The 23,226-nt window shown below is 72.7% G+C and carries 33 protein-coding genes; 15 read left to right on the top strand and 18 right to left on the bottom strand.

The window, feature by feature from the left end; all coding sequences use genetic code 11:
- Positions 1-7 precede the first annotated feature (7 nt).
- Positions 8-631: a TetR/AcrR family transcriptional regulator gene (locus tag EIY87_RS11095; protein WP_125307612.1), complete on the top strand. Its 624-nt coding sequence runs from the start codon at positions 8-10 to the stop codon at positions 629-631.
- A gap of 10 nt (positions 632-641) precedes the next feature.
- Here the strand turns inward: EIY87_RS11095 and EIY87_RS11090 are convergent, their stop codons facing one another.
- Positions 642-1,517 (bottom strand): LysR family transcriptional regulator ArgP, encoded by an 876-nt coding sequence (locus EIY87_RS11090; RefSeq protein ID WP_449657942.1) that lies wholly within the window; start codon positions 1,515-1,517, stop codon positions 642-644.
- A gap of 69 nt (positions 1,518-1,586) precedes the next feature.
- On the opposite strand from EIY87_RS11090, the gene EIY87_RS11085 reads away from it, so the two are divergent.
- On the top strand, positions 1,587-2,189 hold the full coding sequence (locus tag EIY87_RS11085; RefSeq protein WP_125307610.1) for a LysE/ArgO family amino acid transporter: 603 nt from the start codon (positions 1,587-1,589) through the stop codon (positions 2,187-2,189).
- On the opposite strand, the gene EIY87_RS11080 is transcribed toward EIY87_RS11085, so the two are convergent.
- Genes EIY87_RS11080 through EIY87_RS11070 form a run of 3 tightly spaced genes read right to left on the bottom strand, consistent with a single transcriptional unit; the run spans position 2,190 to position 3,765 of the window.
- Positions 2,190-2,678: a methylated-DNA--[protein]-cysteine S-methyltransferase gene (locus EIY87_RS11080; RefSeq protein WP_125307609.1), complete on the bottom strand. Its 489-nt coding sequence runs from the start codon at positions 2,676-2,678 to the stop codon at positions 2,190-2,192.
- Complete coding sequence (locus EIY87_RS11075; protein WP_125307608.1) at positions 2,678-3,055, bottom strand: type 1 periplasmic-binding domain-containing protein; 378 nt, start codon at positions 3,053-3,055, stop codon at positions 2,678-2,680. The genes EIY87_RS11080 and EIY87_RS11075 overlap by 1 nt, the downstream gene beginning before the upstream one ends.
- Entirely contained in the window at positions 3,052-3,765 is a 714-nt protein-coding gene (locus EIY87_RS11070; RefSeq protein ID WP_125307607.1) for a 2OG-Fe(II) oxygenase, read from the bottom strand. Before EIY87_RS11070 ends, EIY87_RS11075 begins: the two co-directional genes overlap by 4 nt.
- 111 nt (positions 3,766-3,876) lie before the next feature.
- On the opposite strand from EIY87_RS11070, the gene EIY87_RS11065 reads away from it, so the two are divergent.
- A complete protein-coding gene (locus EIY87_RS11065) occupies positions 3,877-4,329 on the top strand; it encodes a Pr6Pr family membrane protein (RefSeq protein ID WP_125307606.1) in 453 nt (150 codons plus the stop codon).
- Here EIY87_RS11065 and EIY87_RS11060 read toward each other — a convergent pair.
- From EIY87_RS11060 to EIY87_RS11045, 4 genes are read right to left on the bottom strand one after another with little or no spacing between them, the layout of a single operon-like run.
- On the bottom strand, positions 4,310-4,903 hold the full coding sequence (locus EIY87_RS11060) for a methylated-DNA--[protein]-cysteine S-methyltransferase (RefSeq protein WP_125307605.1): 594 nt from the start codon (positions 4,901-4,903) through the stop codon (positions 4,310-4,312). The genes EIY87_RS11065 and EIY87_RS11060 overlap by 20 nt on opposite strands.
- Positions 4,900-5,376, bottom strand: a complete 477-nt coding sequence (locus EIY87_RS11055; protein WP_125307604.1) for an RNA polymerase sigma factor — start codon at positions 5,374-5,376, stop codon at positions 4,900-4,902. The genes EIY87_RS11060 and EIY87_RS11055 overlap by 4 nt, the downstream gene beginning before the upstream one ends.
- A 35-nt stretch (positions 5,377-5,411) precedes the next feature.
- Complete coding sequence (locus EIY87_RS11050) at positions 5,412-6,176, bottom strand: putative protein N(5)-glutamine methyltransferase (protein ID WP_125307603.1); 765 nt, start codon at positions 6,174-6,176, stop codon at positions 5,412-5,414.
- Positions 6,177-6,188: 12 nt separating this feature from the next.
- Positions 6,189-6,671 (bottom strand): L,D-transpeptidase, encoded by a 483-nt coding sequence (locus EIY87_RS11045; RefSeq protein ID WP_125307602.1) that lies wholly within the window; start codon positions 6,669-6,671, stop codon positions 6,189-6,191.
- Positions 6,672-6,774: 103 nt separating this feature from the next.
- Between EIY87_RS11045 and EIY87_RS11040 the strand changes: the two genes are divergently transcribed.
- The 4 genes from EIY87_RS11040 to EIY87_RS11025 are packed head-to-tail and all read left to right on the top strand — an operon-like array spanning position 6,775 to position 9,149.
- Positions 6,775-7,494 (top strand): transglycosylase SLT domain-containing protein, encoded by a 720-nt coding sequence (locus tag EIY87_RS11040; protein ID WP_125307601.1) that lies wholly within the window; start codon positions 6,775-6,777, stop codon positions 7,492-7,494.
- A gap of 1 nt (position 7,495) precedes the next feature.
- Complete coding sequence (locus EIY87_RS11035) at positions 7,496-8,494, top strand: CHAP domain-containing protein (protein ID WP_125307600.1); 999 nt, start codon at positions 7,496-7,498, stop codon at positions 8,492-8,494.
- Entirely contained in the window at positions 8,491-8,745 is a 255-nt protein-coding gene (locus tag EIY87_RS11030; RefSeq protein ID WP_125307599.1) for a YbaB/EbfC family DNA-binding protein, read from the top strand. The genes EIY87_RS11035 and EIY87_RS11030 overlap by 4 nt, the downstream gene beginning before the upstream one ends.
- A complete protein-coding gene (locus EIY87_RS11025) occupies positions 8,742-9,149 on the top strand; it encodes a hypothetical protein (protein WP_125307598.1) in 408 nt (135 codons plus the stop codon). Before EIY87_RS11030 ends, EIY87_RS11025 begins: the two co-directional genes overlap by 4 nt.
- A gap of 49 nt (positions 9,150-9,198) precedes the next feature.
- Here the strand turns inward: EIY87_RS11025 and EIY87_RS11020 are convergent, their stop codons facing one another.
- The gene (locus EIY87_RS11020; RefSeq protein ID WP_125307597.1) at positions 9,199-9,978 is read right to left on the bottom strand and encodes an ESX secretion-associated protein EspG; all 780 of its coding nucleotides are present in this window, start codon (positions 9,976-9,978) and stop codon (positions 9,199-9,201) included.
- 48 nt (positions 9,979-10,026) lie between these two features.
- Here EIY87_RS11020 and EIY87_RS11015 point away from each other — a divergent pair, with 48 nt between their 5' ends.
- The gene (locus EIY87_RS11015; RefSeq protein ID WP_125307596.1) at positions 10,027-10,821 is read left to right on the top strand and encodes a helix-turn-helix transcriptional regulator; all 795 of its coding nucleotides are present in this window, start codon (positions 10,027-10,029) and stop codon (positions 10,819-10,821) included.
- Here EIY87_RS11015 and EIY87_RS11010 read toward each other — a convergent pair.
- Genes EIY87_RS11010 through EIY87_RS10980 form a run of 7 tightly spaced genes read right to left on the bottom strand, consistent with a single transcriptional unit; the run spans position 10,733 to position 14,263 of the window.
- A complete protein-coding gene (locus tag EIY87_RS11010; protein ID WP_125307595.1) occupies positions 10,733-11,329 on the bottom strand; it encodes a hypothetical protein in 597 nt (198 codons plus the stop codon). The genes EIY87_RS11015 and EIY87_RS11010 overlap by 89 nt on opposite strands.
- On the bottom strand, positions 11,326-12,018 hold the full coding sequence (locus EIY87_RS11005) for a hypothetical protein (protein ID WP_125307594.1): 693 nt from the start codon (positions 12,016-12,018) through the stop codon (positions 11,326-11,328). The genes EIY87_RS11010 and EIY87_RS11005 overlap by 4 nt, the downstream gene beginning before the upstream one ends.
- The gene (locus EIY87_RS11000; protein WP_125307593.1) at positions 12,011-12,211 is read right to left on the bottom strand and encodes a hypothetical protein; all 201 of its coding nucleotides are present in this window, start codon (positions 12,209-12,211) and stop codon (positions 12,011-12,013) included. The genes EIY87_RS11005 and EIY87_RS11000 overlap by 8 nt, the downstream gene beginning before the upstream one ends.
- Positions 12,204-12,404, bottom strand: coding sequence for a hypothetical protein (locus EIY87_RS10995; protein WP_125307592.1), 201 nt, complete (start codon positions 12,402-12,404; stop codon positions 12,204-12,206). Before EIY87_RS10995 ends, EIY87_RS11000 begins: the two co-directional genes overlap by 8 nt.
- Complete coding sequence (locus EIY87_RS10990) at positions 12,401-12,676, bottom strand: hypothetical protein (RefSeq protein ID WP_125307591.1); 276 nt, start codon at positions 12,674-12,676, stop codon at positions 12,401-12,403. The genes EIY87_RS10995 and EIY87_RS10990 overlap by 4 nt, the downstream gene beginning before the upstream one ends.
- Complete coding sequence (locus EIY87_RS10985) at positions 12,673-13,806, bottom strand: PPE domain-containing protein (RefSeq protein WP_125307590.1); 1,134 nt, start codon at positions 13,804-13,806, stop codon at positions 12,673-12,675. Before EIY87_RS10985 ends, EIY87_RS10990 begins: the two co-directional genes overlap by 4 nt.
- Positions 13,799-14,263 (bottom strand): hypothetical protein, encoded by a 465-nt coding sequence (locus EIY87_RS10980; protein WP_125307589.1) that lies wholly within the window; start codon positions 14,261-14,263, stop codon positions 13,799-13,801. Before EIY87_RS10980 ends, EIY87_RS10985 begins: the two co-directional genes overlap by 8 nt.
- 125 nt (positions 14,264-14,388) lie before the next feature.
- Between EIY87_RS10980 and EIY87_RS10975 the strand changes: the two genes are divergently transcribed.
- Positions 14,389-14,619, top strand: a complete 231-nt coding sequence (locus EIY87_RS10975; protein ID WP_125307588.1) for a hypothetical protein — start codon at positions 14,389-14,391, stop codon at positions 14,617-14,619.
- On the opposite strand, the gene EIY87_RS10970 is transcribed toward EIY87_RS10975, so the two are convergent.
- Entirely contained in the window at positions 14,616-15,983 is a 1,368-nt protein-coding gene (locus tag EIY87_RS10970; RefSeq protein ID WP_125307587.1) for an APC family permease, read from the bottom strand. The two genes, EIY87_RS10975 and EIY87_RS10970, sit on opposite strands and share 4 nt — an antisense overlap.
- A gap of 181 nt (positions 15,984-16,164) precedes the next feature.
- On the opposite strand from EIY87_RS10970, the gene EIY87_RS10965 reads away from it, so the two are divergent.
- The 5 genes from EIY87_RS10965 to EIY87_RS10945 all read left to right on the top strand — a co-directional run bounded on the left by EIY87_RS10965 (position 16,165) and on the right by EIY87_RS10945 (position 20,571).
- Entirely contained in the window at positions 16,165-16,653 is a 489-nt protein-coding gene (locus EIY87_RS10965) for an Lrp/AsnC family transcriptional regulator (protein WP_125307709.1), read from the top strand.
- A 111-nt stretch (positions 16,654-16,764) separates the two neighbouring features.
- Complete coding sequence (locus EIY87_RS10960; RefSeq protein WP_125307586.1) at positions 16,765-18,156, top strand: aspartate aminotransferase family protein; 1,392 nt, start codon at positions 16,765-16,767, stop codon at positions 18,154-18,156.
- A gap of 147 nt (positions 18,157-18,303) precedes the next feature.
- Positions 18,304-19,509: a cytochrome P450 gene (locus EIY87_RS10955; protein WP_125307585.1), complete on the top strand. Its 1,206-nt coding sequence runs from the start codon at positions 18,304-18,306 to the stop codon at positions 19,507-19,509.
- Between the two features lie 30 nt (positions 19,510-19,539).
- Positions 19,540-19,929: a hypothetical protein gene (locus EIY87_RS10950; protein WP_125307584.1), complete on the top strand. Its 390-nt coding sequence runs from the start codon at positions 19,540-19,542 to the stop codon at positions 19,927-19,929.
- Between the two features lie 3 nt (positions 19,930-19,932).
- Positions 19,933-20,571 carry a response regulator transcription factor gene (locus EIY87_RS10945; protein ID WP_125307583.1) on the top strand — a complete coding sequence of 213 codons (639 nt, stop codon included), beginning with the start codon at positions 19,933-19,935 and terminating at the stop codon, positions 20,569-20,571.
- 181 nt (positions 20,572-20,752) lie between these two features.
- Here EIY87_RS10945 and EIY87_RS10940 read toward each other — a convergent pair whose 3' ends face one another.
- The gene (locus EIY87_RS10940; RefSeq protein ID WP_125307582.1) at positions 20,753-21,478 is read right to left on the bottom strand and encodes a FadR/GntR family transcriptional regulator; all 726 of its coding nucleotides are present in this window, start codon (positions 21,476-21,478) and stop codon (positions 20,753-20,755) included.
- A 142-nt stretch (positions 21,479-21,620) separates the two neighbouring features.
- On the opposite strand from EIY87_RS10940, the gene EIY87_RS10935 reads away from it, so the two are divergent.
- Complete coding sequence (locus tag EIY87_RS10935) at positions 21,621-23,216, top strand: ABC transporter substrate-binding protein (RefSeq protein WP_125307581.1); 1,596 nt, start codon at positions 21,621-21,623, stop codon at positions 23,214-23,216.
- Positions 23,217-23,226 lie beyond the last annotated feature (10 nt).

Below are 23,226 nucleotides of genomic sequence, written 5' to 3'. Positions count from 1 at the left end.
TCGGCTCATGGCGGATCACGGACTGCGCGAGCGCAAGAAGCGGGCAACACGCCAGCTCATCTCGAACGTGGCCACCGGCCTCTTCATCGAGCGCGGCTTCGACCAGGTGACGGTGGCGGAGATCGCGGAGGCCGCGGGCGTCTCGAAGATGACGGTGTTCAACTACTTCCCCCGCAAGGAGGACCTGTTCCTGGACCGCCACGCCGATCGCCTGGCGGAGCTGACGTCGGTGATCACCTCGCGGCCGGCGGGGGTGTCCCCGTGTGCGGCGTTGCGGGAGCACCAGCACTCACTGCTGGCCGCGGGTCATCCGCTGTCCGGCGCCATCGCGGGCGGCCCGGGGTTCTGGTGGGTGCTGACGTCGAGCCCGGCGCTGATGGCGCGGTGGTACGAGCAGGAGCGGGAGATCGCCGAGGCGTTCACTTCGGTGTTGGTGTCGGAGACGGCCGACGCGTTCCGGTCCCGGATGGTGGCGGGGCTGCTGACGACGGCGATCGCGACGATCTTTTCGCACGCGATGGGCCGGATCATCGCGGGGGAGGACGCCGAGGTGGTGCGGCGGGAGCAGGTGGCGTTCATCGACGAGGCGTTCGACCTGGTCGAGAAGGGCGTCGGTGATTTCCCGGGCTGATACCCGCCTGCTAGCGAAGCGACTCCTTCGCGCCCTGAGCCACCGCGGCCGCGACGGCGGCCAGGGCCGGTGAGTCCAGCTTCCACTGCTGCCAGTGCAGCGGGACGTCCAGTGGCCGGTCCGGGGCCAGGTCCACCAGCGAATCGCCCCGCTCGGCGGCCTGGAGTTCCGGGACCATGCCCCAGCCCAAGCCCGCCGCCACGGCGTCGACGAAGGACTCCGAGGCTGGGATGTGGTGGCGGACCAGGGTGAAGCTGCGGCGGCGGGTGAGGCTGCGGAGGAAGCGGTCCTGGAGGTCGTCCTTGCGGTCGAACACGATCACCGGGGCCGTCGGGAGGGATGATGGCAGGGGAGCGTCCGAGAGCCAGCGGGAGATGAAGGCCGGGGAGGCCATGGCCCGGTAGCGCATGCGGCCCAGGCGGACCGAGGTGCAGCCTTGGACCGGTTGCGGGGAAGCCGTTACCGCGGCCATCACCAGGCCTTCGCGGAGGAGGGCCGCGGTGTGGTCCTGGTCTTCGCGCTGGAGGTCGAAGCAGCTGCCGTCGGGGACCTTGGCCAGGGCCGGGAGGAACCAGGTGGCCAGGGAGTCGGCGTTCACCGCGATCGAGAGGGTGCGGACGGATGAGCCGAGGCCCAGTTCGGCGAGGGCGTCCTGCTCCAGCTGGGCCAGCGAGCGGGCGAAGCGGATCAGGACCTGGCCGGACGAGGTCAGCTGGATCGGCTTCGTGCGCAGCAGCAGGACGCGGCCCGTGCGTTGCTCCAGGGACTTGATGCGCTGGCTCACCGCCGACGGGGTTACGTGCAGGACCGCCGCCGCGGCGTCGAAGCTTTGCTCGTCCACTACGGCCAGCAGGGTGCGGACCTGGTCGAGCGGGAGGTCGGACATCACGAGCGCTAATGTTACGTAATAATCTTTAGCTGGAGTGATCCAGGAGGACGGTCATACCGTAAGGGTGTGCTCACGCTCCTCCTGGCCGGGTTCGGGACCGGGCTCTCGCTCATCGTCGCCATCGGGTCGCAGAACGCCTTCCTCCTGCAGCAAGGCTTGCGCGGCGGTGTGGTGGCGCCGCTCGTCGTCATCTGCGCCGGGTCTGATCTGGTGCTGATCGGGCTGGGGGTGGGCGGGATCGGCGCCGTGCTGGAGCGGTGGCCGGCCGCCATCGGGGTCACCGCCGTGGGCGGTGGGGTGTTCCTGCTCGGGTACGGCGTTCTGGCGGCTCGGCGGGCGTTTCGGCCGTCCGTAATGACGGTGGGGGACGACCGGACGCCGGTGCGGAAGGCCGTGCTCGCCTGTGTGGCCTTCACCTGGCTCAACCCGCACGTCTACCTCGACACCGTGCTGCTGCTCGGCTCGGTCGCCGTCGCGCACGGTGATGGGAGGTGGCTGTTCGGGGTGGGGGCGGGGATCGCCAGCGCGGTCTGGTTCAGCGCGCTCGGGTTCGGAGCGAAGCGGCTGGCCGGGGTGTTCGCCAAGCCCGTCGCGTGGCGCGTGCTCGACGTCGTGATCGCCGTGACCATGACCGGGCTCGGCGTGAGCATGCTGCTCGGCCACGTCTGATCACCAGAGCTGGCCGCGTTCGGCCGCCGGTGGGCGTTCCAGCTCCAGGAGGAACTCCTTCCGCTTCAGGCCGCCCGCGTACCCCGTCAGCTTGCCGTTCTTGCCGACCACCCGGTGGCACGCGACGAGGATGCTCAGCGGGTTGCGGCCCACCGCCGCGCCGACCTCGTGGGGGAGGCCGCCGACCGCCTGGGCCAGGTCGCCGTACGTCGCCGTCGCGCCGTACGGGATCTTGGCGATCTCCGCCCAGACCGCGCGGTCGAAGGCGGGGCCGTCCGCCCGCGTCGCGACGTCGAACGTCGTGCGCTGGCCGGCGAAGTACTCCTTCAGCTGGCGGACGGCTTCCGGGAACGCCGTGTCGTCGCGCTCGCCGAACGCGGTGCGGTCCGGGCGGGTCCAGTGGTTCGGGAAGTACAGGCCCGTCACGACGTCGCCGGTGCCGACGAGGGTCAGGGGGCCGATCGGGGAATCGGCTTCGAGGTGCTTCATCAGGTCTCCCAGGTTGTGCCGTCCGGCCGGGTGCCGCGCAGGCCGGGCAGGGCGAAGTCCGCGAGGGCGGAGGTGGTGAGTGTCCGGTGTGGACTCCAGGACGTCGAGAGCCGAAGCCGCCGCGCCATGCCGGCCCAGCCCGCCGGGGTCGCGCTGACGACCCAGACGTCCGGCTCCGGGGCGGCGAAGCGGCGGGCTTGGCGCAGCCACGACGCCGCCGTTTCCGGCCAGGTCACCGTCGCCAGCACCAGGCCGCCCCACGCCTCGGCGATCCGCTCGCCGTCGGCGCGCGAGACCGGGTCGGCCGCGGTGCCGAGCACGATGTGGCGGGCCGGGCCGATCAAGCGCACCAGGGCCGCCAGTTCGCGGGGTGTCATGCCGCGTCGTGGAAGACCAGGCCGAGGGTGTGCCGCCGGCCCGAGCGGACCGCCGAGACGCCGTGGCGGACCGGGGCCGCCGACCAGCCGCGGGCCGAGCGGACCGGGCGGTCGCGGGTGGTGAACACCAGGCCGTGGCCCTGCGGGATGAGCGTCGCCGTGCCGCGCGACTGGGCTCGCGGGCGCTGCTCCACCAGGAGGAACTCGCCGCCGGTGTGGTCGGTACCCGGGTCGTTCAGGTTGATCACCACCTGCAGCGGGAACACCTTGTCGCCGTAGAGGTCCCGGTGCAGCGCGTTCCAGCCGCCCGTCTCGTAGCGCAGCAGGATCGGGGTCGGGCGCCGCTGACCCGCCGCGTGGCAGATCGCCAGCCACTCGTCCAATGTGGACGGCCACTCGGCTTCCCGGCCCAGTCGTGCGTACCAGTCCTGGGCGATCGGGAGCAGCCTCGGGTAGAGCGCCTGCCGCAGCCGCTGGACCGGCTCCGGGAACGGCGCGGCGAAGTAGTGGTAGTCGCCGTTGTCCCCGAAGCGGTGACGGCGCAGGTTCACCGTCGCCCGGAAGTGTGACGGCTTGTCCCAGAGCGCCACCAGTTCCGCGCATTCCGCCGGCGTGAGCAGCTGAGGCAGGAGCGCGCAGCCGTAGTCGTCGACCTCCGCCGCCACCGCGGCCCAGTCCGCCGCGGCGACGCGTTTCTCGAAAGTGCTCATACCAGGTAGACGTTCCGGGCGGGTGAAACGTGAGATCGGATCTGCGAAGAGGATGCCGCTCGCACTAGCGCTGGTCATCCAGCTGGTCCTCCTGTTCACCGGCTGTGGCGGTTGTTCAGCTACTTCACGATCGAGAGCAACCTGTTCGTGCTGGCCGTCGCGGTCGTGCTGACCGTGCGGCCCCTCGCCGACGGCCGCGGCTGGCGGGTTGTCCGGCTGGACTCGCTGCTCGGCTTCCTCATCACCGGGCTGGTGTACGCGATCGTCCTCGCCCCGCAGGTGCACCTGACGGGGGCCGCGCTGGTCGCGACGATCGGGTTCCACTGCGTCTCGCCGTGGGCGACGGTGCCGGCCTGGCTGCTGCTCGGTCCCAGGCCGCGGCTGACCTGGGGGACCGTCGGCTGGGCCTTTGCCTGGCCGTTGCTGTCGCTGGGCTACATCTTCGTCCAGGGCGCGTTCACGCACTGGTACCCGTACCCGTTCCTCGACGCGGGGAAGCTCGGGCTCGTGTTCGCGGCGCTGTTCAAGCTGCTGGACCGGAAGCTCAAGCCGCTTCCATCGTGAGCAGCAGCCGCTTGGCTTCCTCGCCGCCCGCGTACTGGCCGTACGAGCCGTCCGAGCGGACGACCCGGTGGCACGGCACCACCACCGGCAGCGGGTTCAGGGCGCACGCCGTGCCGACCGCGCGGACCGCCTTCGGGCTGCCCGCCGCCGCCGCGACCTGGGCGTAGCTTTCCGTGTGGCCGTAGGAGATCTCCGGCAGGTGCTCCAGCACGGACAGGCGGAAGCCGCGGGCGAGGCGGAAGTCGAGGGGGACGTCGAAGGTGTGGCGGCCGCCCGTGAAGTACTCGTCGAGCTGGCGGACGACCGGGTCGAGGCGGGCCGGGGCGCGCAGGATGCGGGGGCTGATCAGCGACGCCAGCTCGGCCAGCACCGCGTCGTGGTCCTGGCGGTCGAACGCCACCTTGACCAGGCCCTGCTTCGTCGCGGCCAGCAGCAGCGAGCCGACCGGGGTGTCGAGGGTGCGGTAGGCGACGTCCAGCAGGCCTTCGCGGTCGGCGGCCGCGACGAGCTTCGCGTGCATCGGGTTCGGGTCGAGCTGGTACAGCTCCGGAGCAGCGAAGATGATGTCCGTCATGAGTGCGCTCCTTCCAAGGGGTAAGTGGCGCGCAGCGCCTTGACGCCGTCGGCGGCGGCCCGGCGCGCGGCGTCCGTCGTGCCGCCGGTGATCTCCGCTATCTCGCGGTACGGCAACCCGGCGAGGTAGTGGTAGGCGACGGCGAGGCGTTGCTTGTCGGGCAATCTCGCCAGCGCGTCCCACAGGTCGCCGGTGAACGTCTCCGCGTTACCCGGCCGGTCCGGGATGTCGCCGACCGGGAGCGGGCGGCGGGCTTGCGCGCGGATGACGTCGACGGCCTTGCGGTGCGCGATCGTGACGAGCCACGCCTGGACGTTCGCGTCGGCCGGCAGCTCCGGGTACGCCTTCAACGCCGACAGGAAGGTTTCCGACCACGCGTCTTCGGCGTCCGCGGGGCCGAGCACGGCCCGGCAGACGCGGAGCACCATCGGCCCGTGCTCGGCCACGATCTGCTCGAACGGTTTCACGATCACACCTTGAAGACGTCCGGGGCCGCCGGAACGTGAGGTCACACCTTCGGGGTACCGCTGACGACGGTCGCGCCCAGCTCGTCGGCGGAGTGCACCGCCGGCGTCAGCCCGGCCGCCGTGAAGACGCCCGCCAGCACCGGCGCCTGCCGTTCGCTCGATTCCACCACCAGCGTGCCACCCGGCGCCAGCCAGGCCGGGGCGCCGGCCGCGACCCGGCGGGCGAGGTCGAGGCCGTCGGGGCCGCCGTCGAGGGCGACGCGCGGTTCGTGCAGCCGCGCTTCGGGCGGCATGGTCGCGACGGCGTCCGAAGGCACGTAGGGGACGTTCGCCAGCAGGACGTCGACCCGGCCGCGCAGTGACGGCGGCAGCGCGTCGTAGAGATCGCCCTGGTGCACGGACGCGCCCGGCAGGTTCTCCCGGGCACAGGCGACGGCGGCGGGCTCGACGTCCGCGGCGTGCAGCTCACGCGGCCGCCGCGCCGCCGTGAACGCGGCGCCGAGCGCCCCGGATCCGCAGCACAGGTCGAGCACCACCGGATCCGGCGGGGCGAGCGAAACGGCGACGTCGACCAGGAACCCGGTGCGGTGCCGGGGGACGAACACCCCGGGCCGCACGCGGACGCGCAGGCCGTGGAACTCCGCCCAGCCGAGCAGGTGTTCCAGCGGGAGCCCGGCGACCCGGCGCGCGACGAGCGACTCGAGCTCGGCGGCCGTCGTCGCGGCGTCGACGAGCAGCGCGGCCTCGTCTTCGGCGAACACACAGCCGGCGGCGCGCAAGCGGGAGATGACGGATGAAGTGTCCACCGGGGACGGAGACTACCGGACCTCCACCGCGTCCCCGACGTTCAGGCCGTCGAAGAACGCCGCCGAATCGGCGTCGGTGAGGTGGACGCAGCCGTGCGAAGGCGCGTCGAGCGGTCCCGCGTGGAAGGCTATGCCGCCGGCCGCGAAGAAGACCGAGTTGGGCATGTCGGTGCCGTAGTCGCGGCTGTGGTGCTCGCGGTCCTTCCACACGACGTGGAACGACCCGGCGGGCGTCGCCTGATCGGGTGGGCCGAACCCGGCCGGGACCGGGCCGCGGACCACGTGACCGTCGCGCAGCAGCCAGGCCAGCCGCTGCACCCGGCTCACGCAGGCGCCGGTCGGTACCGCGCACGGCGGTGCGGTCGCGGTGGGGGTGGTGGGCCGGGTCCGCGGCACCGGTTCGGCGATGGGGCCCGGCGTCGTCGTGCGCGGTGCCGAACACGCCGCCGTGACCAGCGTGAGCCCCAGCAGGGCCAGCACTCCGCTGCCGCGCATCCGCCATCCCCTCGCCGAAGGTCCTGCGCCGGGCGTGCACGCGGGTTGTCCCAGCGTGCAGCGCGGCTACCGCAAGGGGTACCCAGGCGGTCAAGGTCGAACCATGACCAAGCTGAGCGCCGAGCAGATCGCCCGGCACGCCTACGCGGCCGGGTTCCGGGGTCAGGGCCTCACCACCGCGGTGGCGGTCGCGCTGGCCGAGTCCGGCGGGCGGACGACCGCGCACAACGCCACCCCGCCGGACAACTCCTACGGCCTCTGGCAGATCAACATGCTGGGCGCGCTGGGCCCGCAGCGGCGCCACCAGTACCACCTGAAGTCGAACGACCAGCTGTTCGACCCGGCCACCAACGCCCGGGTCGCCAACAGCATCTCCCGCGACGGGCACGACTTCACGCCCTGGTCGACCTACACGAACGGCGCCTACAAGGACCACCTCGCGGCCGCGCGCAAAGCCGCGAAGGACGTCACCGAGCACCACGGCAAGCCGCACGCGCAGAGCGGTGGCGGGGCGTTGAAAGTGGACGACGACGTGCTGCACGGCTACGTCCGGCGGACCCGGCACGTCGCGGACGCGCTGGGCGGCGCCACCGGGCGGCTGCGGGACGTCCGGGACATCGCGGAGGACAGCTTCGGCCGGATCGGCAGGGAGTCGGGGTTCGCCGGCGCGCTGGCCGGCTTCGGGCTGGCCCTGCAGCGGCAGGTCAAGGGCGTCGGCACGCACGCCGACGGGCTGGCCGAGGCCGCGCGGAAGGCCGCCAGGACCTACCGCGACCACGAAACGGCCACCGCGGCCGCGCTCACCGACGTCCGACGGAGCTGACATGGACACCGCCGCACTCGCGCGCTCCTTCGCGAAGGACCTGATCGCGCACCGCAACAAGCTGGCCGGCAAGGCCGAGGACGCCGTCCGCGCCGAATACGCCCTGCACCAGGTGGCCACGGCGCTGGACGACCAGCACGACGCGTACCACAGGGAAAGCGCCGTGGTCCTCGGCCACTGGCACGGCCACGGCGCCGACGGGTTCCGCCGCACCAGCGCGAAACTGACGAACGAACTGAAGGTCACGGGCGCGGCCGGCGCCGCGGCGGAGAAGATCGTCGCGCACGTCGCGTCCACAGTGGACGGCGGGCACACCGCCGTGCAGCGGCTGGTCGACGAGTACACCACCAGGGCGAAGCAGGTCCTGGACGCGGGTGTGGCCACGGGAACGCAAGCCGCGCTGATGCGGGCCGTCGGGCACGTCGCGGACCTGGCGCCGCACTACACGCGGCAGTCCGCGTCGACGCTGCGGCACGTCCACGCCGAACTCGAAGCCGCGGCGAAGAAGCTGAACGCGCTGCGGAAGGACCTCACCCACGACGGCGTGGGGGACAAGACGACGCACGCGAGCCACGTTTCCGGGCGGGGCAAGGAGATCGTGCACGCCGCGCGCAAGGAACTCGGCACGCGGGAGAACCCGCCGGGCAGCAACCGCAACCCGTACGGGCCGACCGCCGCGTGGTGCTCGTCGTTCGCCACCGCGATGTGGCGCAAGGCGGGCGTGAAGATCCCGGTGCTGCCGTTCAGCGGCGACGTCTTCCACTGGGGACAGGCCAACGGGCACGCGTACGGCAAGCACTCGCTGCACGAGGCGCGGCCGGGAGACGTGCTGATCTTCGGCACCGGGCCGCAGAACACGTCGACGAGCACGCACATCGGCATCGTCGAGAAGGTCGAAGGGAACAAGGTCACGATGATCGAGGGCAACTCCGGGGACGCCGTCCGCCGGAACACGCACACGCTCTCGGCGTCGACGTTCTACGGAGGGGTGCACCCGTGATCACCGGAAAAGCCGCCGACCGGACGGTCGCCGTCGAGGTCGCGCCCGGCGGGGCGCTGCAGGAGCTGACGCTGGAGGCCGCGGCGCTGCGGCTGGCACCGGACGAGCTGGCCCGCCGCATCCTGCTGCTGACCGCGGCGGCTTCGGCCCGCGCGACGGCGTCGTTGTGGCACAGCGCCGACGGGCTCGGGCTCCCGGCGGCGGGCGAGGACGCGGAGGCGACGACGCCGGAGAGCTGGCGGGCGCAGTGAGCGGGGAACGGACGACGGTGGAGCTGATCGAGGACGCCTTCGCGGAGCCTGGGCCGGAGTACGGCGCGAGGCTGGCGGCGATCCGGGCCGAGGCGTGCGGGGACGGGGTCGCGCTGGTGGTGGACCTGCACGGGGCGCTGGTGGAGCTGCGGTTCGAGCGGTGGGCGTTGGACGTTGCGCCGGGGGAGCTGGCGGGGACGATCCGGCGGCTGGCGGCGGAGGCGGGCGTGGCGGCGTTGCGGCAGGGGCGGGAGTTGCTGGGGGAGTTGCTGCCGGTCGGCGTGGACGGGCCGCGGATCGGGGCTCGGCCGGTGGAGGAGGAGGGGTTCGTGGCGGGGCCGGTGATCCGGCCGCGACCGGAAGCCGAGGAGGACTTCACGCCGGTCACCTGGGCGACGCCGTGAAACGTCATGAAAGGGTCGTTCATGTCGTCTGGCGAGATGAACGACCCTTTCATGACATGCCGGCGGCCTCGAGCATGCGGGTGAGGCGGTCCGCGAGCCACGCGCTGTCCGCCGGGGTGACCATCACCCACGGCTCGCCGCCCGCGTCCTCCGGGGTCACCGCGTAGCGGCCCGCCGCCGTGTCGAACCAGGCCAGGACCGGCGGCCGTCCTGCCGGGCCGGACGCGCCCAGCTGACCCGCCGCGTAGCGCTCCGACGTCGCCAACGTCGCCAGCGGGCGCACCGCCCGCCCGGTGATCCCCGCCGCGCCCAGAGCCCGCTCGAACGCGTCGTACCCGCTACGCGCGTACGCGTCCATCGCCGCCGCGTACGCCGCGCGGGGCAGACGCAGCTGGTCGCCCGGGCCCGCCGGCTGCTCACCCAGCATCCGCACGACCGCCGGTACCAGGCCGTCCGGGCGGACCGGCTCGAGGACGAGGTCGCGTTCGTCGAGCACGGCGAGCACGCCCGCCGCGTCCCGGACCGCCGCCAGCAGCCGCCAGGGCGCTTCCCCGAGCACCAGCGCGTCGACGCTCAGCGTCGGCGAACCCAGCACCGTGAACAGGTCCGCCAGCTCCGGCGCGACGTCGTCGCCGTCGGTGAGACCCGCTTCGGCGAGGCTCGCGAAGACGCGGACGCCCAGGTCGTCGCGCTCGGCGTGGGTGCGGCCGTGGGCGGGCACGTCGAACGGGTGCGGTGGCGGCCCGCCCGGTCCCAGGTCCGCCCAGAGGAGATCGAATTCCAGATGCGACAGGACTACCCCCGCCGCCGTCGTGGTGCGGCGCGCCACGGTCCCCCTTCCCGTCGTGGGCGGCCGCCGTCGGGCACGATGGTGCCGATGGCCGAGCCGTACCCGGTGGACGTACCCGCGAGCGGGTACCTCGTCGTCCGCGCTTCCGGCGCGGCGGCGGCGCGGGCGGCGATCCTGGGCGGCGCCGCCGGTGCTCCCGAAGACATCCAGCTGCTGCTCCGCTGCCCGGTGCCGAAGGCGGTCGCCGGGTCGGGTGCGAAGCTGACGTTCGCCGACGCGACGCTGCACCTGCTGCCCGCGGACCGCGGGGTCGTCATGCTGACGGTCGCGGCGGCGAAGCTGTCGATCTCGTTCGCCGAGCTGCGGCCGCTGATGTTCCGGCCGGTCGAGGTGGACGCGCCGCTGCGGGCGCTGTTCGCGAGCGCGGTGGCGCACGTGCTCGCGGCCGGGCCGCGGCTCGACCCGCACGGGCTGGCCCACCACCTGCTGGGTCTGGCCGAACTGGTGCTGCGCAGCGCGCTGCGCGTCGAGCTCGACCGCGTCGACGCGCTCGCCGCCCGGCGGCGCGAGGCGCTGGAGTACATGCGCGCGCACCTGGCCGACCCGTCGCTGACCGCGGACAAGATCGCCGAAGCGCTGTACATCTCCCGGCGCCGGCTGTACCAGCTGTTCGACGACGGCCAAGGCGTCTCCGAACGGCTCAAGGGCCTGCGGGTCGAACGCGCGAAAGCCGTGCTCGCCGACCCGGCCAAGGCGGGCCGGGGAATCGCGGAAGTGGCGCGGGACTGCGGGTTCACCAGCGCCCCGCACTTCTCGCGGACGTTCCGCCGGGCGACCGGGCAGACCCCGCGCGAATACCGGGAGCGGGCGCTGCGGGGGTGAGGTCGACGCCGGCCACGAGCGTCCCGGCCAGCCCGGCGACCTCCAGCCAGCCCCGGCCGCCGGGGGAGTGCAGGGTGAACACCGCCGCGCGCGGGCGGTCCGGGTCGAGCACGAGGGCCTGCAGCTGCGCGCCGGACAGGCCGATCCGCTCGACGATCACCACCGGGTAGCCGCGGCCGGTCCGCGCGCTGCTCACCTCGCGCAGGCCAGGGGTCGTGTCGGCGACGAAGTGCCGCAGGTCCGCGGCTTCTTCGAGCGGGACGTCCACCGGGACGACGCCGGCGATCAGCAGCGCCGGGTCCGCGTCGTGGTGCTCGACCAGCGCCAGCAGGCCCGCCCGCTGCTCGTGGGCGATCTCGGCGGACTGCACGGCGGCCGCTTCGAGACCGAGGTCGCGGGCGGCGTCGGGGCCGCGCAGGCGCGCCATGAGCGCGTGCAGCTCGGCCGTGGTGCGCTCGACCGAGTCCAGGGTCACCGGGGTGATCCCCGGTACGGCGGGCAGTTTCACCGGCCACCCAGCGCGGCGGCGAACGCGGACACGGCACCCGGCGGCGGTGTCACCGGGTGCACCGGCGTCCGCGCGATGGTAACGCCCAGCTCGCGCCCGGCGGCCGAGAACGACTCCAGATGCGTGGCCAGACCCCGGAAATCGGGCGCGGCCGGGAGGGGAGCGCCGTCCCCGAGGGCCCGCAGCTGCCCGGCGACCCGGGAGGCGGCCGCGGCGTGGGCGCGTTCGAGGTCGCGGGCTTCGGCCAGCACGCGGTCCAGGTCTTGGCGCCGCTGCGAGAGCCGGGCACGGGCCGCCGTGAGGTTCCCGGCGCCGGTGGGCGAGAACTGCGCTTCGGTTTCGGCGCGCTCGACGTCGTCTTCGGCGCCGACTACGGCCCGGCGCGCGGCACCGGCCCGGACGTCGAGTTCTTCGGCACGGCGGTGGTGCGCGACCAGGGTTCCGGCCCAGTCGTCGAGCACCGCGGCGGCCGCGTCCATGGCGTCCGGTGTGGCGGCGAGCCCGGCCGCGGCCCGGCCCGCGCGCGCGGCGTGGGCCTGCGCGGAAGGGCCGGCCCACTCGGGAATGTCGCTGGGGGGCGGGATTTCGCGCAGTCGGGCGGCTGTTGCGATGCAGCGGCGGGCTGCTTCGGCGACGGTGTCGGGGTTGCCGGGTACCGGGTCGAAGCCGAGGCCGCGGAAGTCAGTCATCGGTCTGCCCCAGGTCGTCGGCCGTGTCCGTGGTGTCCGGTGTGGTGGCGAGCCCGGCCCACTGGGGAATGTCGCTGGGGGGCTGGATTTCGCGCAGTCGGGCGGCTGTTCCGGTGCAGCGGCGGGCTGCTTCGGCGGCGGTGTCGGGGTTGCCGGGTACGGGGTCGAAGCCGAGGCCGCGGAAGTCAGTCATCGGTTCGCCCCAGGTCGTCGGCCGTGTCCGTGACGTCCGGTGTGGCGGTGAGCCCGGCCCACTCGGGAATGTCGCCGGGGGGCTGGATTTCGCGCAGTCGGGCGGCTGTTCCGGTGCAGCGGCGGGCTGCTTCGGCGGCGGTGTCGGGGTTGCCGGGTACCGGGTCGAACCCGAGGCCGCGGAAGTCGGTCATCGGCCCAGCTCCTCGGCCGCGGCCGCGTCGGTGGTGCGGTAGGCCTTCGCCGCGGCCCGGACGCTCTCCGCCGACGCGGCGAAATCCTCGTGCACGCCCCGGATCCGGCCCGTCCACTCAAGCGCGAGCGCGGCGAGCGCGTCCGACACGGCCGGCGGCCCGAGGTCGCCGACGTCGAGGTCGGGCACCGCGGCCGCGTACTCCGCGGACGTGTCGGACAGCCGCCGCGCGAGGGCGTCGAGGGCGGCCGGGTCGGCGTGGAAGCCGGTCATTCGCCGAACACCGGCGGGTAGGCGGGCGGGAGGTCGTCGAGCAGGTCGTAGCCCGCCGCGTACTTGTCGCGGTGCTCGGTGTCCTCCTCGCGCCGCGCGCCCTGGCCCGGCGGGTACATGCCGTACCCGCCCGCGGTGCCGCGGCCGCCCGCCGCGCCGGGGCCGAAGCCGGACGTCCCGGCGGCGCCGAAGCGGCCGGACCCGGCCTGGCCGCCTTCGCCGAGCGTCCCGGAACCGATCAGGCCGGGGAAGCCCGGCCCGGCGGCACCCGTCGTCGTCGGACCGCCCGGCCCGATCACGCCGTCCAGCGCGCCCGGGAGCCCGGCTCCGGTGAGCGCCACCGGCACGGCGGACGCCGTCGACGTCGCGTCCTCCGGAGCGGTGCCGGGAACGCGCGGATCCGCGGGCGGGTCTTCGAACCCGGGGCCGTGGTCCGGGTCCCGCGGCGGCACCGGGTGGACGACGTCGCCGGTCGCGCTGACCTGCGGTGCCGCGTCGAACGTCGGCAGGCGGTGCCGCACGTCGTGGCTCGCGCTCTCGTACTGCTCCATCACGCGGACGGCTTCGGCCTTGGCGTCGTCCGCCTGCTTCTTGGTCGGGAGCTTGTCGTCGAGCAGCTCGTTCAGCAGGTAGCGGCCTTCGGGCCCGTCGAGCCGCTTGACGGCGTACCCCTGCTGGAACCAGTGCTCGGCCCAGTAGTGCACGGGCTTCGGCATCTTCGCCCGCGCTTCGCCGATCGCCGAGGTGTACGCGTCGAGGCCGTCGCCGATCTCGCGGGCGTTCGAGCTCGCCGTGCTCGCCCAGCCGGTCAGCTTGCCGATCGAATCCGCGGCCTGGACCGCCGACGGGCCGCGCCACGACAGCAGCAGGTTCTGCACCAGCTTGTGGACTTCGGCCGTTTCGGTGTCGAGACCCTTGGCCAGCTCGGCCCACCGGTGCGCCTGCTCGCCCAGCTTCGGCGGGTCGGCCGACTGGATCATGTCCCACAGTTCGCGGTGGTCGTAGCTGTCCCAGTGGATCCGGCCGAACGACGCTTCGCGGCCGTTGACCTCCTTCTGCCGCCGGACGCGGCGCGCTTTTCTTCTCTCCCGCGCGGTCGGCCGGTGGTGCGTGGAGTGGAACTCAGGCATCGCGCTCACCCGCCCGGAGGACCTCGGCGGCCTCGTCGTCGTTGCGGTGGTGCGTCGTGGCGACGGTGTCGAGCGCCTGCCGCAGCGAAGCCAGCTCGTCGAGGTACGACCGCAGCGTGGCCTGCACGCCACCGGGGTCCGTGCCGCCCCGGAGCCCGAACGAGCGGCGCATCCAGTGCGCCACCGGGCCGTGGCCGTCGGTCAGCGGCGTGCTCAGCTCGGCGGCCGCGGCGAGGTGGGCCGACAGCGCGCGCGAACGCTCGTCGAGAGCCGCCTTGGCCTGCTCGACCTGGTCGTAGTCCAGCGCGATGAGGCCGGCGTCCGCGACCAGCGCGGCCGAGCCGCCGCCGTCGGGCTTCGCGACGTCCGCCGCGGTCTCCCGTGGCTCGTTCGCCGTGAGCCGGTCTTCCTTGCGCAGCTGCTTCCGCGCGTCGGCTTCGTCCCGCACCGTCGCCATGGACGTCCTTCCCTCGCCACCCAGGCGTCCATCCTGGCCAATGCGGGGCGCGAAGAGAAGTGGGCCCGCCGCGGCTGCACGGGTGGACACGAAGACTGCACAGGCGGATAGGGCAGGATGTCCGGATGATCCCGCGTCGTGTCCTCGGAGCCGTTCTCGCCGCGTTCGCCGGGCTGGTCGTGCTCGGCGGGCCGGCTGCCGCCCAGACCGAAACCAGTCCGACGGCGCCGACGTCCCCGCCGCCCGCCGGGCTCGACGCCGTCGGCATCCCGACCTGGGTGTGGGCGCTGGTCTCGATCGCCGGCCTGCTCGCGGTGATCGTCGTCGGCATCCGCCAGCTGCGCCGGAAGGACTAGTCCCGCGGGACCGTCACGACCCAGCGCTCGGGGCGGCGCCGCAGGTACCCCCACCAGTACAGCGCCGAGACGACCAGCACGCCCGCGGTGATGCCGAGGTCGAGCGCGCTCTGCTCGACCAGGACGTAGGCCAGCGCCCCGGCCGCGAGCACCGGCACCACCGGCCAGGCGGGCATCCGCCAGACGTGCGGTTTCCGGTGCGCCGCCCGGCGGGCGCCCAGCGCGGCGGCCGCGACGCTGAGGTAGAGCGCGACGACGGCGACCCCGGTGACACCGCTGAGCGTGTCGACCGGCACGAAGCAGAGGACCGCTTCGGACAGCCCGACCACGAGGGTCGCGACCCACGGCGCGCCGAACCGCTCGCTGACCACGCTCATCGCGCGGTTCACCGGCGTCGGCCACGCCTGGTCGCGCGCGGAGGCGTAGAGCACGCGCGAGTTCTGGATGACCATGACGATCACCGCGTTGACGATGGCCGCCGCGATGCAGAGGCTGATCGCGGTGCCGACGGCCGGGCTGCTCCAGCCGGTGACCAGCGCGGTGAGGTCGACGCCGGCGAGCGCGGCGGCGTCCGGCACGGCGAGGGTGATCGCGACGACCGGCACGAGGATGACCACGGCGCTGATCCCGAGCGTCCAGAACACGGTCCGCGCGACGGTCTTGCGCGGCTCGCGCATCTCCTCGGCGAGGTAGACGGCGGTGCTGAAGCCCTGCACCACGAACAGCGCGACGGCCAGCCCGGTCACGACGGCGATCAGCCCGATCCCGCTGGTGCCGAGGCTCGGCTCGACCAGCACCGCGGGGCTCTGCGTGGTGTGCGTGAAGCCGAGCAGGGACACCGCGAAGATCGCGACGATCTCGATGACCAGGAAGACGCCGGTGATCCACGCGTTGGACCGCAGGTTCAGCAGGCCCATCACGGTCGACGCGAGCATCACGAGCGCGCCCGCGACCGACGGGCTGACGTCGGCGACGGCGGCGAGGTAGTCGGCCACGCCGATCGCGATGATCGGTGGCACGACGAGGATCACGATGAACGACAGCATGAAGGTCAGCCAGCCGGCGAACCGGTTCGCCACGGTCGTCACCATCGCGTACTCGCCGCCGGCGCTCGGCACCAGCGTGCCGAGTTCGGAGTAGCAGAAGGCGATCCCGACGCAGAGCAGCACCGCGAGCGCGATGGCGAGCGCGGTGCCGGTGCCGAGGTCGGCGAACAGCGGCGGCACGAGGACGAACAGCGAGGAAGCCGGCGTCACGCAGCTGAGCGTCAGCAGCGTGCCGCCGCCGACGCCGATGGAGCGGGTGAGCGTCTTCTTCGCCTTGGCGGGGACGGCGGCGGCGGGCGGGGCGGGGGTGCGGGGCATCGGCGTTCCCTCCGGCCGGGGGCAAGGTGCGACGGATGGAACAGCACCGATTCGGTGTTGTCAACGCCACTCGGACGACTAAATCCGTCGTCCCGTCGCCTGTGAAGCTTCGTATTCGGTGACGGGACGTGACGGCGTGGCGCGGTTGCCCGGCGTCGCCCGCGTCGGGGATGATCCGGGCGTGAGCAGCCAGGACACCCCCAGCCGGCCCGCGCCGCCGGTGCTCGACGACATCTCCCGGCAGATCATCGCGCAGCTGCAGGAGGACGGACGGCGGGCGTACGCGACGATCGGCAAGGCGGTCGGCCTCTCGGAGGCGGCGGTCCGGCAGCGGGTCCAGCGGCTGTCGGACTCGGGCGTCATCCAGATCGTCGCCGTCTCGGATCCCTTGCAGGTCGGGCTGTTCCGGCAGGCGATGATCGCGATCACCGTGGACGGCCCGCTCGAGCCGGTCGGCGACGCGCTGGCCGAAATGGACGAGATCGCGTACGTGATCCTCTGCGCCGGGCGCTACGACCTGCTGTGCGAAGCCGTCTGCGCGGACGACGAGGCGCTGCTGCAGCTGATCTCGACGCGGATCCGCGCGCTGCCCGGCGTCCGGCACGCGGAGGCGATGGTCTACCTCAAGCTGCGGAAGCAGACCTACCAGTGGGGCACTCGCTCAGGGTGACGACTAAATCCGAAGGTCTGTCCCCTGTGGAACTTCTGAATTAGTCGACTGGGTTAGTCTGAGCGACTGAATCGCTTGCATCGACGCTTCCGGGCGTGCGATAACCGAGGCATGACCACAACCGCCGACCGCGCCACCGCCGACGCTTCGAGCCTGGCCGAGGCCGCCCGCAGCAACCTCTGGATGCACTTCACGCGCCACTCCACCTACGACGACACCGACGTCCCGGTGATCGTGCGCGGCGAAGGCCCGTACATCTGGGACGCCCGGGGCAAGCGCTACCTCGACGGGCTGGCCGGCCTGTTCGCGGTCCAGGTCGGCCACGGCCGCGAGGAGCTCGCCGAAGCGGCCGCGCGGCAGACGAAGCAGCTCGCGTACTTCCCGCTGTGGGGCCACGCGCACCCGGCGGCGATCGAACTGGCCACCCGGCTCGCCTCGGCGGCACCCGGCGACCTGAACCGCGTGTTCTTCACCGTGAGCGGCGGCGAATCGGTCGAAACGGCGTGGAAACTGGCGAAGCAGTACTTCAAGCTCGTCGGGAAACCGGGCAAGCACAAGGTGATCAGCCGCGCGCTGGCCTACCACGGGACGTCGCAGGGCGCGCTGTCGATCACCGGCATCCCCGGCGCGAAGGCGGACTTCGAGCCGCTGGTGCCGAGCACCCTGCGCGTGCCGAACACGAACTTCTACCGCGCCCCCGAGCACGCCGACGACTACGAAGCCTACGGTCGCTGGGCGGCCGACCAGATCGAGCAGGCGATCGAGTTCGAAGGCGCGGACACCGTCGCGGCGGTGTTCCTCGAGCCGGTGCAGAACACGGGCGGGTGTTTCGTGCCGCCGCCCGGGTACTTCGCGCGGGTCCGGGAAATCTGCGACAAGCACGACGTGCTGCTGGTGTCCGACGAGGTGATCTGCGCGTTCGGCCGGGTCGGGTACGACTTCGCGGCGAAGCGGTACGGGTACCAGCCGGACATCATCACGACCGCGAAGGGCCTGACGTCGGGTTACGCGCCGCTGGGCGCGGTGCTGGCCTCGGATCGGCTGATGGACCCGTTCACCCGCGGCGAAACGACGTTCATGCACGGCTCGACCTACGGCGGGCACCCGGTGTCCTGCGCGGTGGCGCTGGCGAACCTCGACCTGATCGAGCGCGAGGGCCTCTACTCGCACGTGCTGACGCGCGAATCGGCTTTCCGGTCCACTTTGGACAGGTTGCTGGACCTGCCGATCGTCGGGGACGTCCGCGGTGCCGGGTTCTTCTACGGGATCGAGCTGGTGAAGGACAAGGCGACGAAGGAGACGTTCAGCGCGGCGGAGTCGGAGCGGGTGCTGCGCGGGTTCCTGTCGGAGGCGCTGTTCGAGGCGGGGTTGTACTGCCGGGCCGACGACCGGGCCGAGCCGGTGGTGCAGCTGTCGCCGCCGCTGGTGTGCGACCAGGCGCAGTTCGACGAGATGGAGCAGATCCTGCGGGACACGCTGACGCGAGCTTGGCAGCTGTTGTAAGGGCTTCGCCCGAAAGGGCGGGGAAACCGCGCTTTCCGCCCGGCGGCGTGGTTCCTGAGTACCGTGGACCGCGGGGGCCGGGGGTAGGGGCCGGTGACCGGCCGCCCGCGTCCGTGCGGCCGGCCGCGCACCCGGGAGGGGAACCCGATGACCGCCACCACGGACACGCCGCGGCTGCCGTTCGACCGGCCCAACGTCCTCGAGATCGCGCCGCTGTTCGCGGTGCTGCGGCGGCAGGGGCCGGTGGTGGGGGTGACCACGCCCGCCGGCGATCCGGCCTGGCTGGTCACCGGGTTCGAGCAGGTGCGCGCGGTGTTCACCGATCCGCGGTTCGGGCGGTCGCACCCGGCGCCCGAGGAGGCGTCGGCGTTGTCGGACGCCGCCGTCCTCAGCCGGCCGCAGGGGGACCACGAGACCGAGCACGCCGAGCACGCCCGCATGCGGAAGCTGCTCGTGCCCGCCTTCTCGGCCAACCGGATCCGGCGGCTCGCCGGCCACGTCCAGGAGCTGGCCGACGGCTGCTTCGACGCGATGGAACGGGCCGGCGCCGGGGGCGAGCCCGTCGACCTGCACGAGCACCTGTCGTTCCCGCTGCCGGTGCTGGTGATCTGCGAACTGCTCGGCGTCCCGTACGAGGACCGCGAGACGTTCCGGGTGCTGTCGGACCGGATGGGCCGGATGGACATCGGCGCCGGAGCGGAGGCCGCGCTCGACGAGTTCGCCGCCTACATGGGGCGGCTCGCCGCGGTCAAGCGGCGCGACCCCGGTCAGGACGTCGTCTCGGACCTGGTGCGCGCGCAGGCCGACGACCCCGCGTTCGGCGACGACGACCTCGCCCGGCTCGCCGCCGGCTTGCTGTTCGCCGGGCACGAGACGACGTCCAACCGGATCGACCTCGGCGCGCTCTACCTGCTCACCGACCTCGCCCGCCGCGACGCGCTGGCCGCCGACCCCGAGGGCGTGCACGGCGTCGTCGAAGAGATCCTGCGGCTGTCCGCGCCGAGCGGGCTCGGCGTCCTGCGGTACGCGCACGACGACGTCGACCTCGGCGGCGTGCGGATCGCCCGCGGCGACGCCGTCGTCCTGGCGATCGGGGCGGCCAACCGGGACGAGACGGTGTTCCCGGACCCCGAGGCGTTCGACCCGGCCCGCAAGCCGAACGCGCACGTGGCGTTCGCCTACGGCGGCTGGTTCTGCATCGGCGCGAGCCTCGCCCGCACCGAGCTGCGCGTCGTGTTCGGCTCGCTGTTCCGCCGGTTCCCGGGGTTGCGGCTGGCCGTCGGCGTCGATGAACTCCGGATCCGGACGAACCGTGTCACCGGGGGAGTGGACCGCGTGCCGGTCCTCTGGTAGACAACGGCTGCCGTGGCAGGAGGAAAACGCGTGACCCTGTGGGACAAGCTCGGGATGGACGACAAGCTCGTCAAGGTGCTGAAGGAAATCCCGGCCGGACCGGACGCGGGGGACTTCGGGCCCGCCTACGTCACGATCCACCAGCTCGCGGTCGAGCTGGACCAGCGCTTTCCCGAGGTGCGCAAGCAGCTGGACGTCCCGCTCGGCGGCGGCGCGACCCGGCACTCGGGGCTGGTCGAGCTGCTCGGCAAGGAGCTGGTCGACAAGATCAAGCGCTACGGTGACGTCTACCCGATCGAAGCCGCCCAGCTGTCGGCGGTCCGCTTCCGCGAGCTGCGGCTGCGCGGCCCGGGCGGCCGCGACCTCGTCGGCGCGTCGAAGAGCGACCTGCCGCTGATCCGCCTGCGCCCGCGGGACTGAGCCGTGCTCGCGCCACCGGTCCGGGTCCTGGTGGCCGAACGCGACGAACCGGTCCGCACGCGGCTGGGCGCGATCCTCGCCGAGGCCGACGGCGTCGAGCTGATCGCCGCGGTCGGCGACGCGACGGCGGCCCGCGCGACCCTCCGCCGCCGCCTGCCGGACGTGGTGCTGCTCGACCCGCGTCTGGGCCCGCTCGGCCCGGTGATCCGCCGCCCCGCGGTGCTGGTCCTGGCGACGTTCGATTCCGACGCGGCGATCCTGCGAGCGTTGCGCGACGGCGCGGCGGGGTTCGTGTTGCGCTCGGCGCGGCGGAACGAGCTGCTGAAGGTGGTCCGCCTGGCCGCGGACGGGCACGTGGTCCTCTCCCCGGACGCCTCCCGCCGCTGGGTTTCGGCGGCGACCCGGCTGTCGGGCCCGCGGGACGAACGGCTGGCCCGGGTGGATCTGCTGTCGTCGCGGGAGCGAGAGGTGCTGATCGGGGTCGGGTCGGCGCTGACCAACGGGGAGATCGCGGAGCGGCTCGGGCTGGCGGAGCCGGTGGTGCGGGAGTGCGTGGCCCGGGTGGTGCGGAAGCTGGGGTGCGCGCACCGCACGGAGGCCGGGCTGGTGGCTTACGAGCGGGGGCTGTGCCGGCCAGGCTGATGTTCGGCCTCGCGCCCGATCCGGCGACCGGCGCTCGGGCTAGCGCCCCAAGGTGGCCTTGGTTGCGTCAGACGCACCGAAGGCCGCCTTCGGTGCGTCTCACGCACCGAAGGCCACCTTGGGGCGTTCCGGAGGGGCGGGTCGGGAGCCCGGCGGGGCCGAACGGGTCAACGACGCAGAGTCAGGACCGGACCGCCGGTACCGGTCGCGCGACTCCGAAACCGCCGTACGGTCCCGCTTTCGCGCGCTTGCGGACCTCGTCGAAGTGGCGGTGCACCGCTTCGGCGGCGGCGTCGGCGTCGCGCAGCACGAGCGCGTCGACGATCGCCTGGTGCCGCTTCGCGGTGGCGGACGCGGACCCGGCGGGCCCGCCTAGCTCGCTTTCGGCGATCCGGTAGACATCCCAGAACAAGCCGGTCAGCTCGCGGGCGAGGTCGAACCCGGCCTCGGCGCAGATGAGGTCGTGGAACTCGCGGTCGGCCTCGGCGGCGTCCGGGCCCTTGCGCTTCATGCGCGTGACGCACGCCTGCAGTTCCTCGACCAGTTCGGGCCGGTGGTCGGTGGCAACGCGGCGGGTCAGCTCGGTCTCGAGCATCTCCCGCACCTCCAGGAGATCGCGCAGCCGCCCGACGTCGGTCGCGCCCCGCGCGCGGGTGCGGAACAGCAGCCACGTCTGCAGCGACTCCGACCCGGCCGACCCGACGAACGTGCCGTAGCCGTGGCGGATCTCGACGATGCCGAGCGCCTGCAGGGCCTTGATCGCCTCGCGGATCGAGTTGCGGCTGACGCCGATGTCCTCCATCAGGCTCAGCTCGGTGGGCATCGGCGCCCCCGGCGGGAGCTCCCGTTCGACGATCAGGTCGATGATGCGCTTGGTGATCTCTTCGCTGCGCTGCGGACGGGCCACTGCTGTCCTCCCCGGATGCGTCGTGAGAGGACATCCTACGTCATACGTCCAGCCCTCTTGACCGGCACGCGAACAGATCCTAGGCTCACGCCGGTCATAGGACGTCCCACGTCCTACCGTTCGAGGCCCGCAGGAGACAGCGATGTCCCAGAGCCCGTCGCTCAGCCGCCGCCAGTTGCTGCGCTACAGCACCTTCGCCGGGGCGGCCTTGGCGTTCCCCACCGTGCTCGCCGCGTGCGGCGGCCCGGCGTCCACCAACAAGACCGGCGCTTCGGCCGGCTCGCTGACCGCCGTCATCGGCTACGGCAACAACCAGACGTGGGACCCGCTGCAGACCGCGTCCGCGTTCTCGATGGCCGCGATCCTGCATTGCTACGAGTCCCTTGTGGAGGGTGACCCGGTCACCCGCGCGCCGTTCCCCGGCCTCGCCAAGGCGGTGCCGGACGCCACCGGGACCAGCATGAAGTTCGACCTGAGAGACGGCGCCCAGTGGCACGACGGGCAGCCGGTCACCGCCGACGACGTCGTCTTCACCTACGCGCGGGCCCTCGACGAGAAGGAGAACGTGCTGATCCACAGCTTCTTCTCCACCTGGCTGAAGGAAGTCCGCAAGACCGGCGACCGCTCGGTCGAATTCGTGCTGAAGTTCCCGTTCCCGTACGCCCTGCAGCGGATCCAGTGCTGCAAGATCATGCCGAAGCACGTCTTCGAGGGGAAGTGGGACGAGGCCAAGGGCGGCAAGGTCGTCGGCTCCGGGCCGTACAAGGTGGTCGAGCAGGCCCCGCTCAGCCACACCAGCTTCGAGAAGTTCGCCGCCTACAACGGTCCCCGCCCGGCGGCGTACGACAAGATGCTGTGGAAGTCCATCGTGGACGCCGCCCCGCGCGTCGCCGCGATTTCGGGCGCGAAGCCGGACGCGCAGATCGCCGAGAACATCCCGGCCGCCAACGCCGACCAGCTCCGCAAGGCCGGCCGCACGGTCGAGTTCGCCGACGGCGGCAACAACCTCTTCCTGCTCTTCAACACCGCGCACGCGCCGTTCGACAAGAACCTCGTCCGGCAGGCGCTGCACTACGCCATCGACAAGAAGAAGATGGTCGAGATCGGGCTGAAGGGCGCCGGCACGCCGGCGACGTCGTTCATCAACCCGAAGCTCCCGTCCTCGCAACCGGCGTCGCAGGACTTCGCCTACAACCCCGAGAAAGCGAAAGAGCTGTTGCGGCAGGCGGGTGTCACCGACCTCGCGGTGACGCTGTCCACGACGAACACCTCGCTCGTCGCCGACTGCGTCAAGGTGATCAAGGAGGGCTGGGACGCGATCGGCGTCCGGACCACTTTGGACTCCCAGGACACCAAGGCGCTGTTCTCCAAGCTCGACGCCGGCGCCGACTTCCAGGTCGTCGCCACGACCAACAACCCGATGCAGTTCGGCAACGACCCCGACCTGCTGATCCGCTACTACTACGACGCCAAGTCCATCCTCACGTCGAAGTACGCGCGCTTCACCGGTCCCGACGCGCAGTCCCTGCTCGCGCTGCAGGACCAGGCCGCGGCCGAAACCGACGAAGCCAAGCGGACGACGCTCAACAAGCAGCTGCTGGACCGGATCTCCGAGCAGGCCGTCATCTACCCGGTCGTGTTCACCCAGCTCGGCACGGCGTGGGACCCGAAGGCGATCAGCGGCGTGCGCGCCCAGGGCTACCCCGGCATCTACCTCAACCAGGCCAAGCCGGTCTAGGAGGAGACAC

The organism is Amycolatopsis eburnea, assembly GCF_003937945.1.
In the GTDB taxonomy this organism is placed as follows: domain Bacteria; phylum Actinomycetota; class Actinomycetes; order Mycobacteriales; family Pseudonocardiaceae; genus Amycolatopsis; species Amycolatopsis eburnea.
This window is presented reverse-complemented; position numbering and strand designations above follow the sequence as displayed.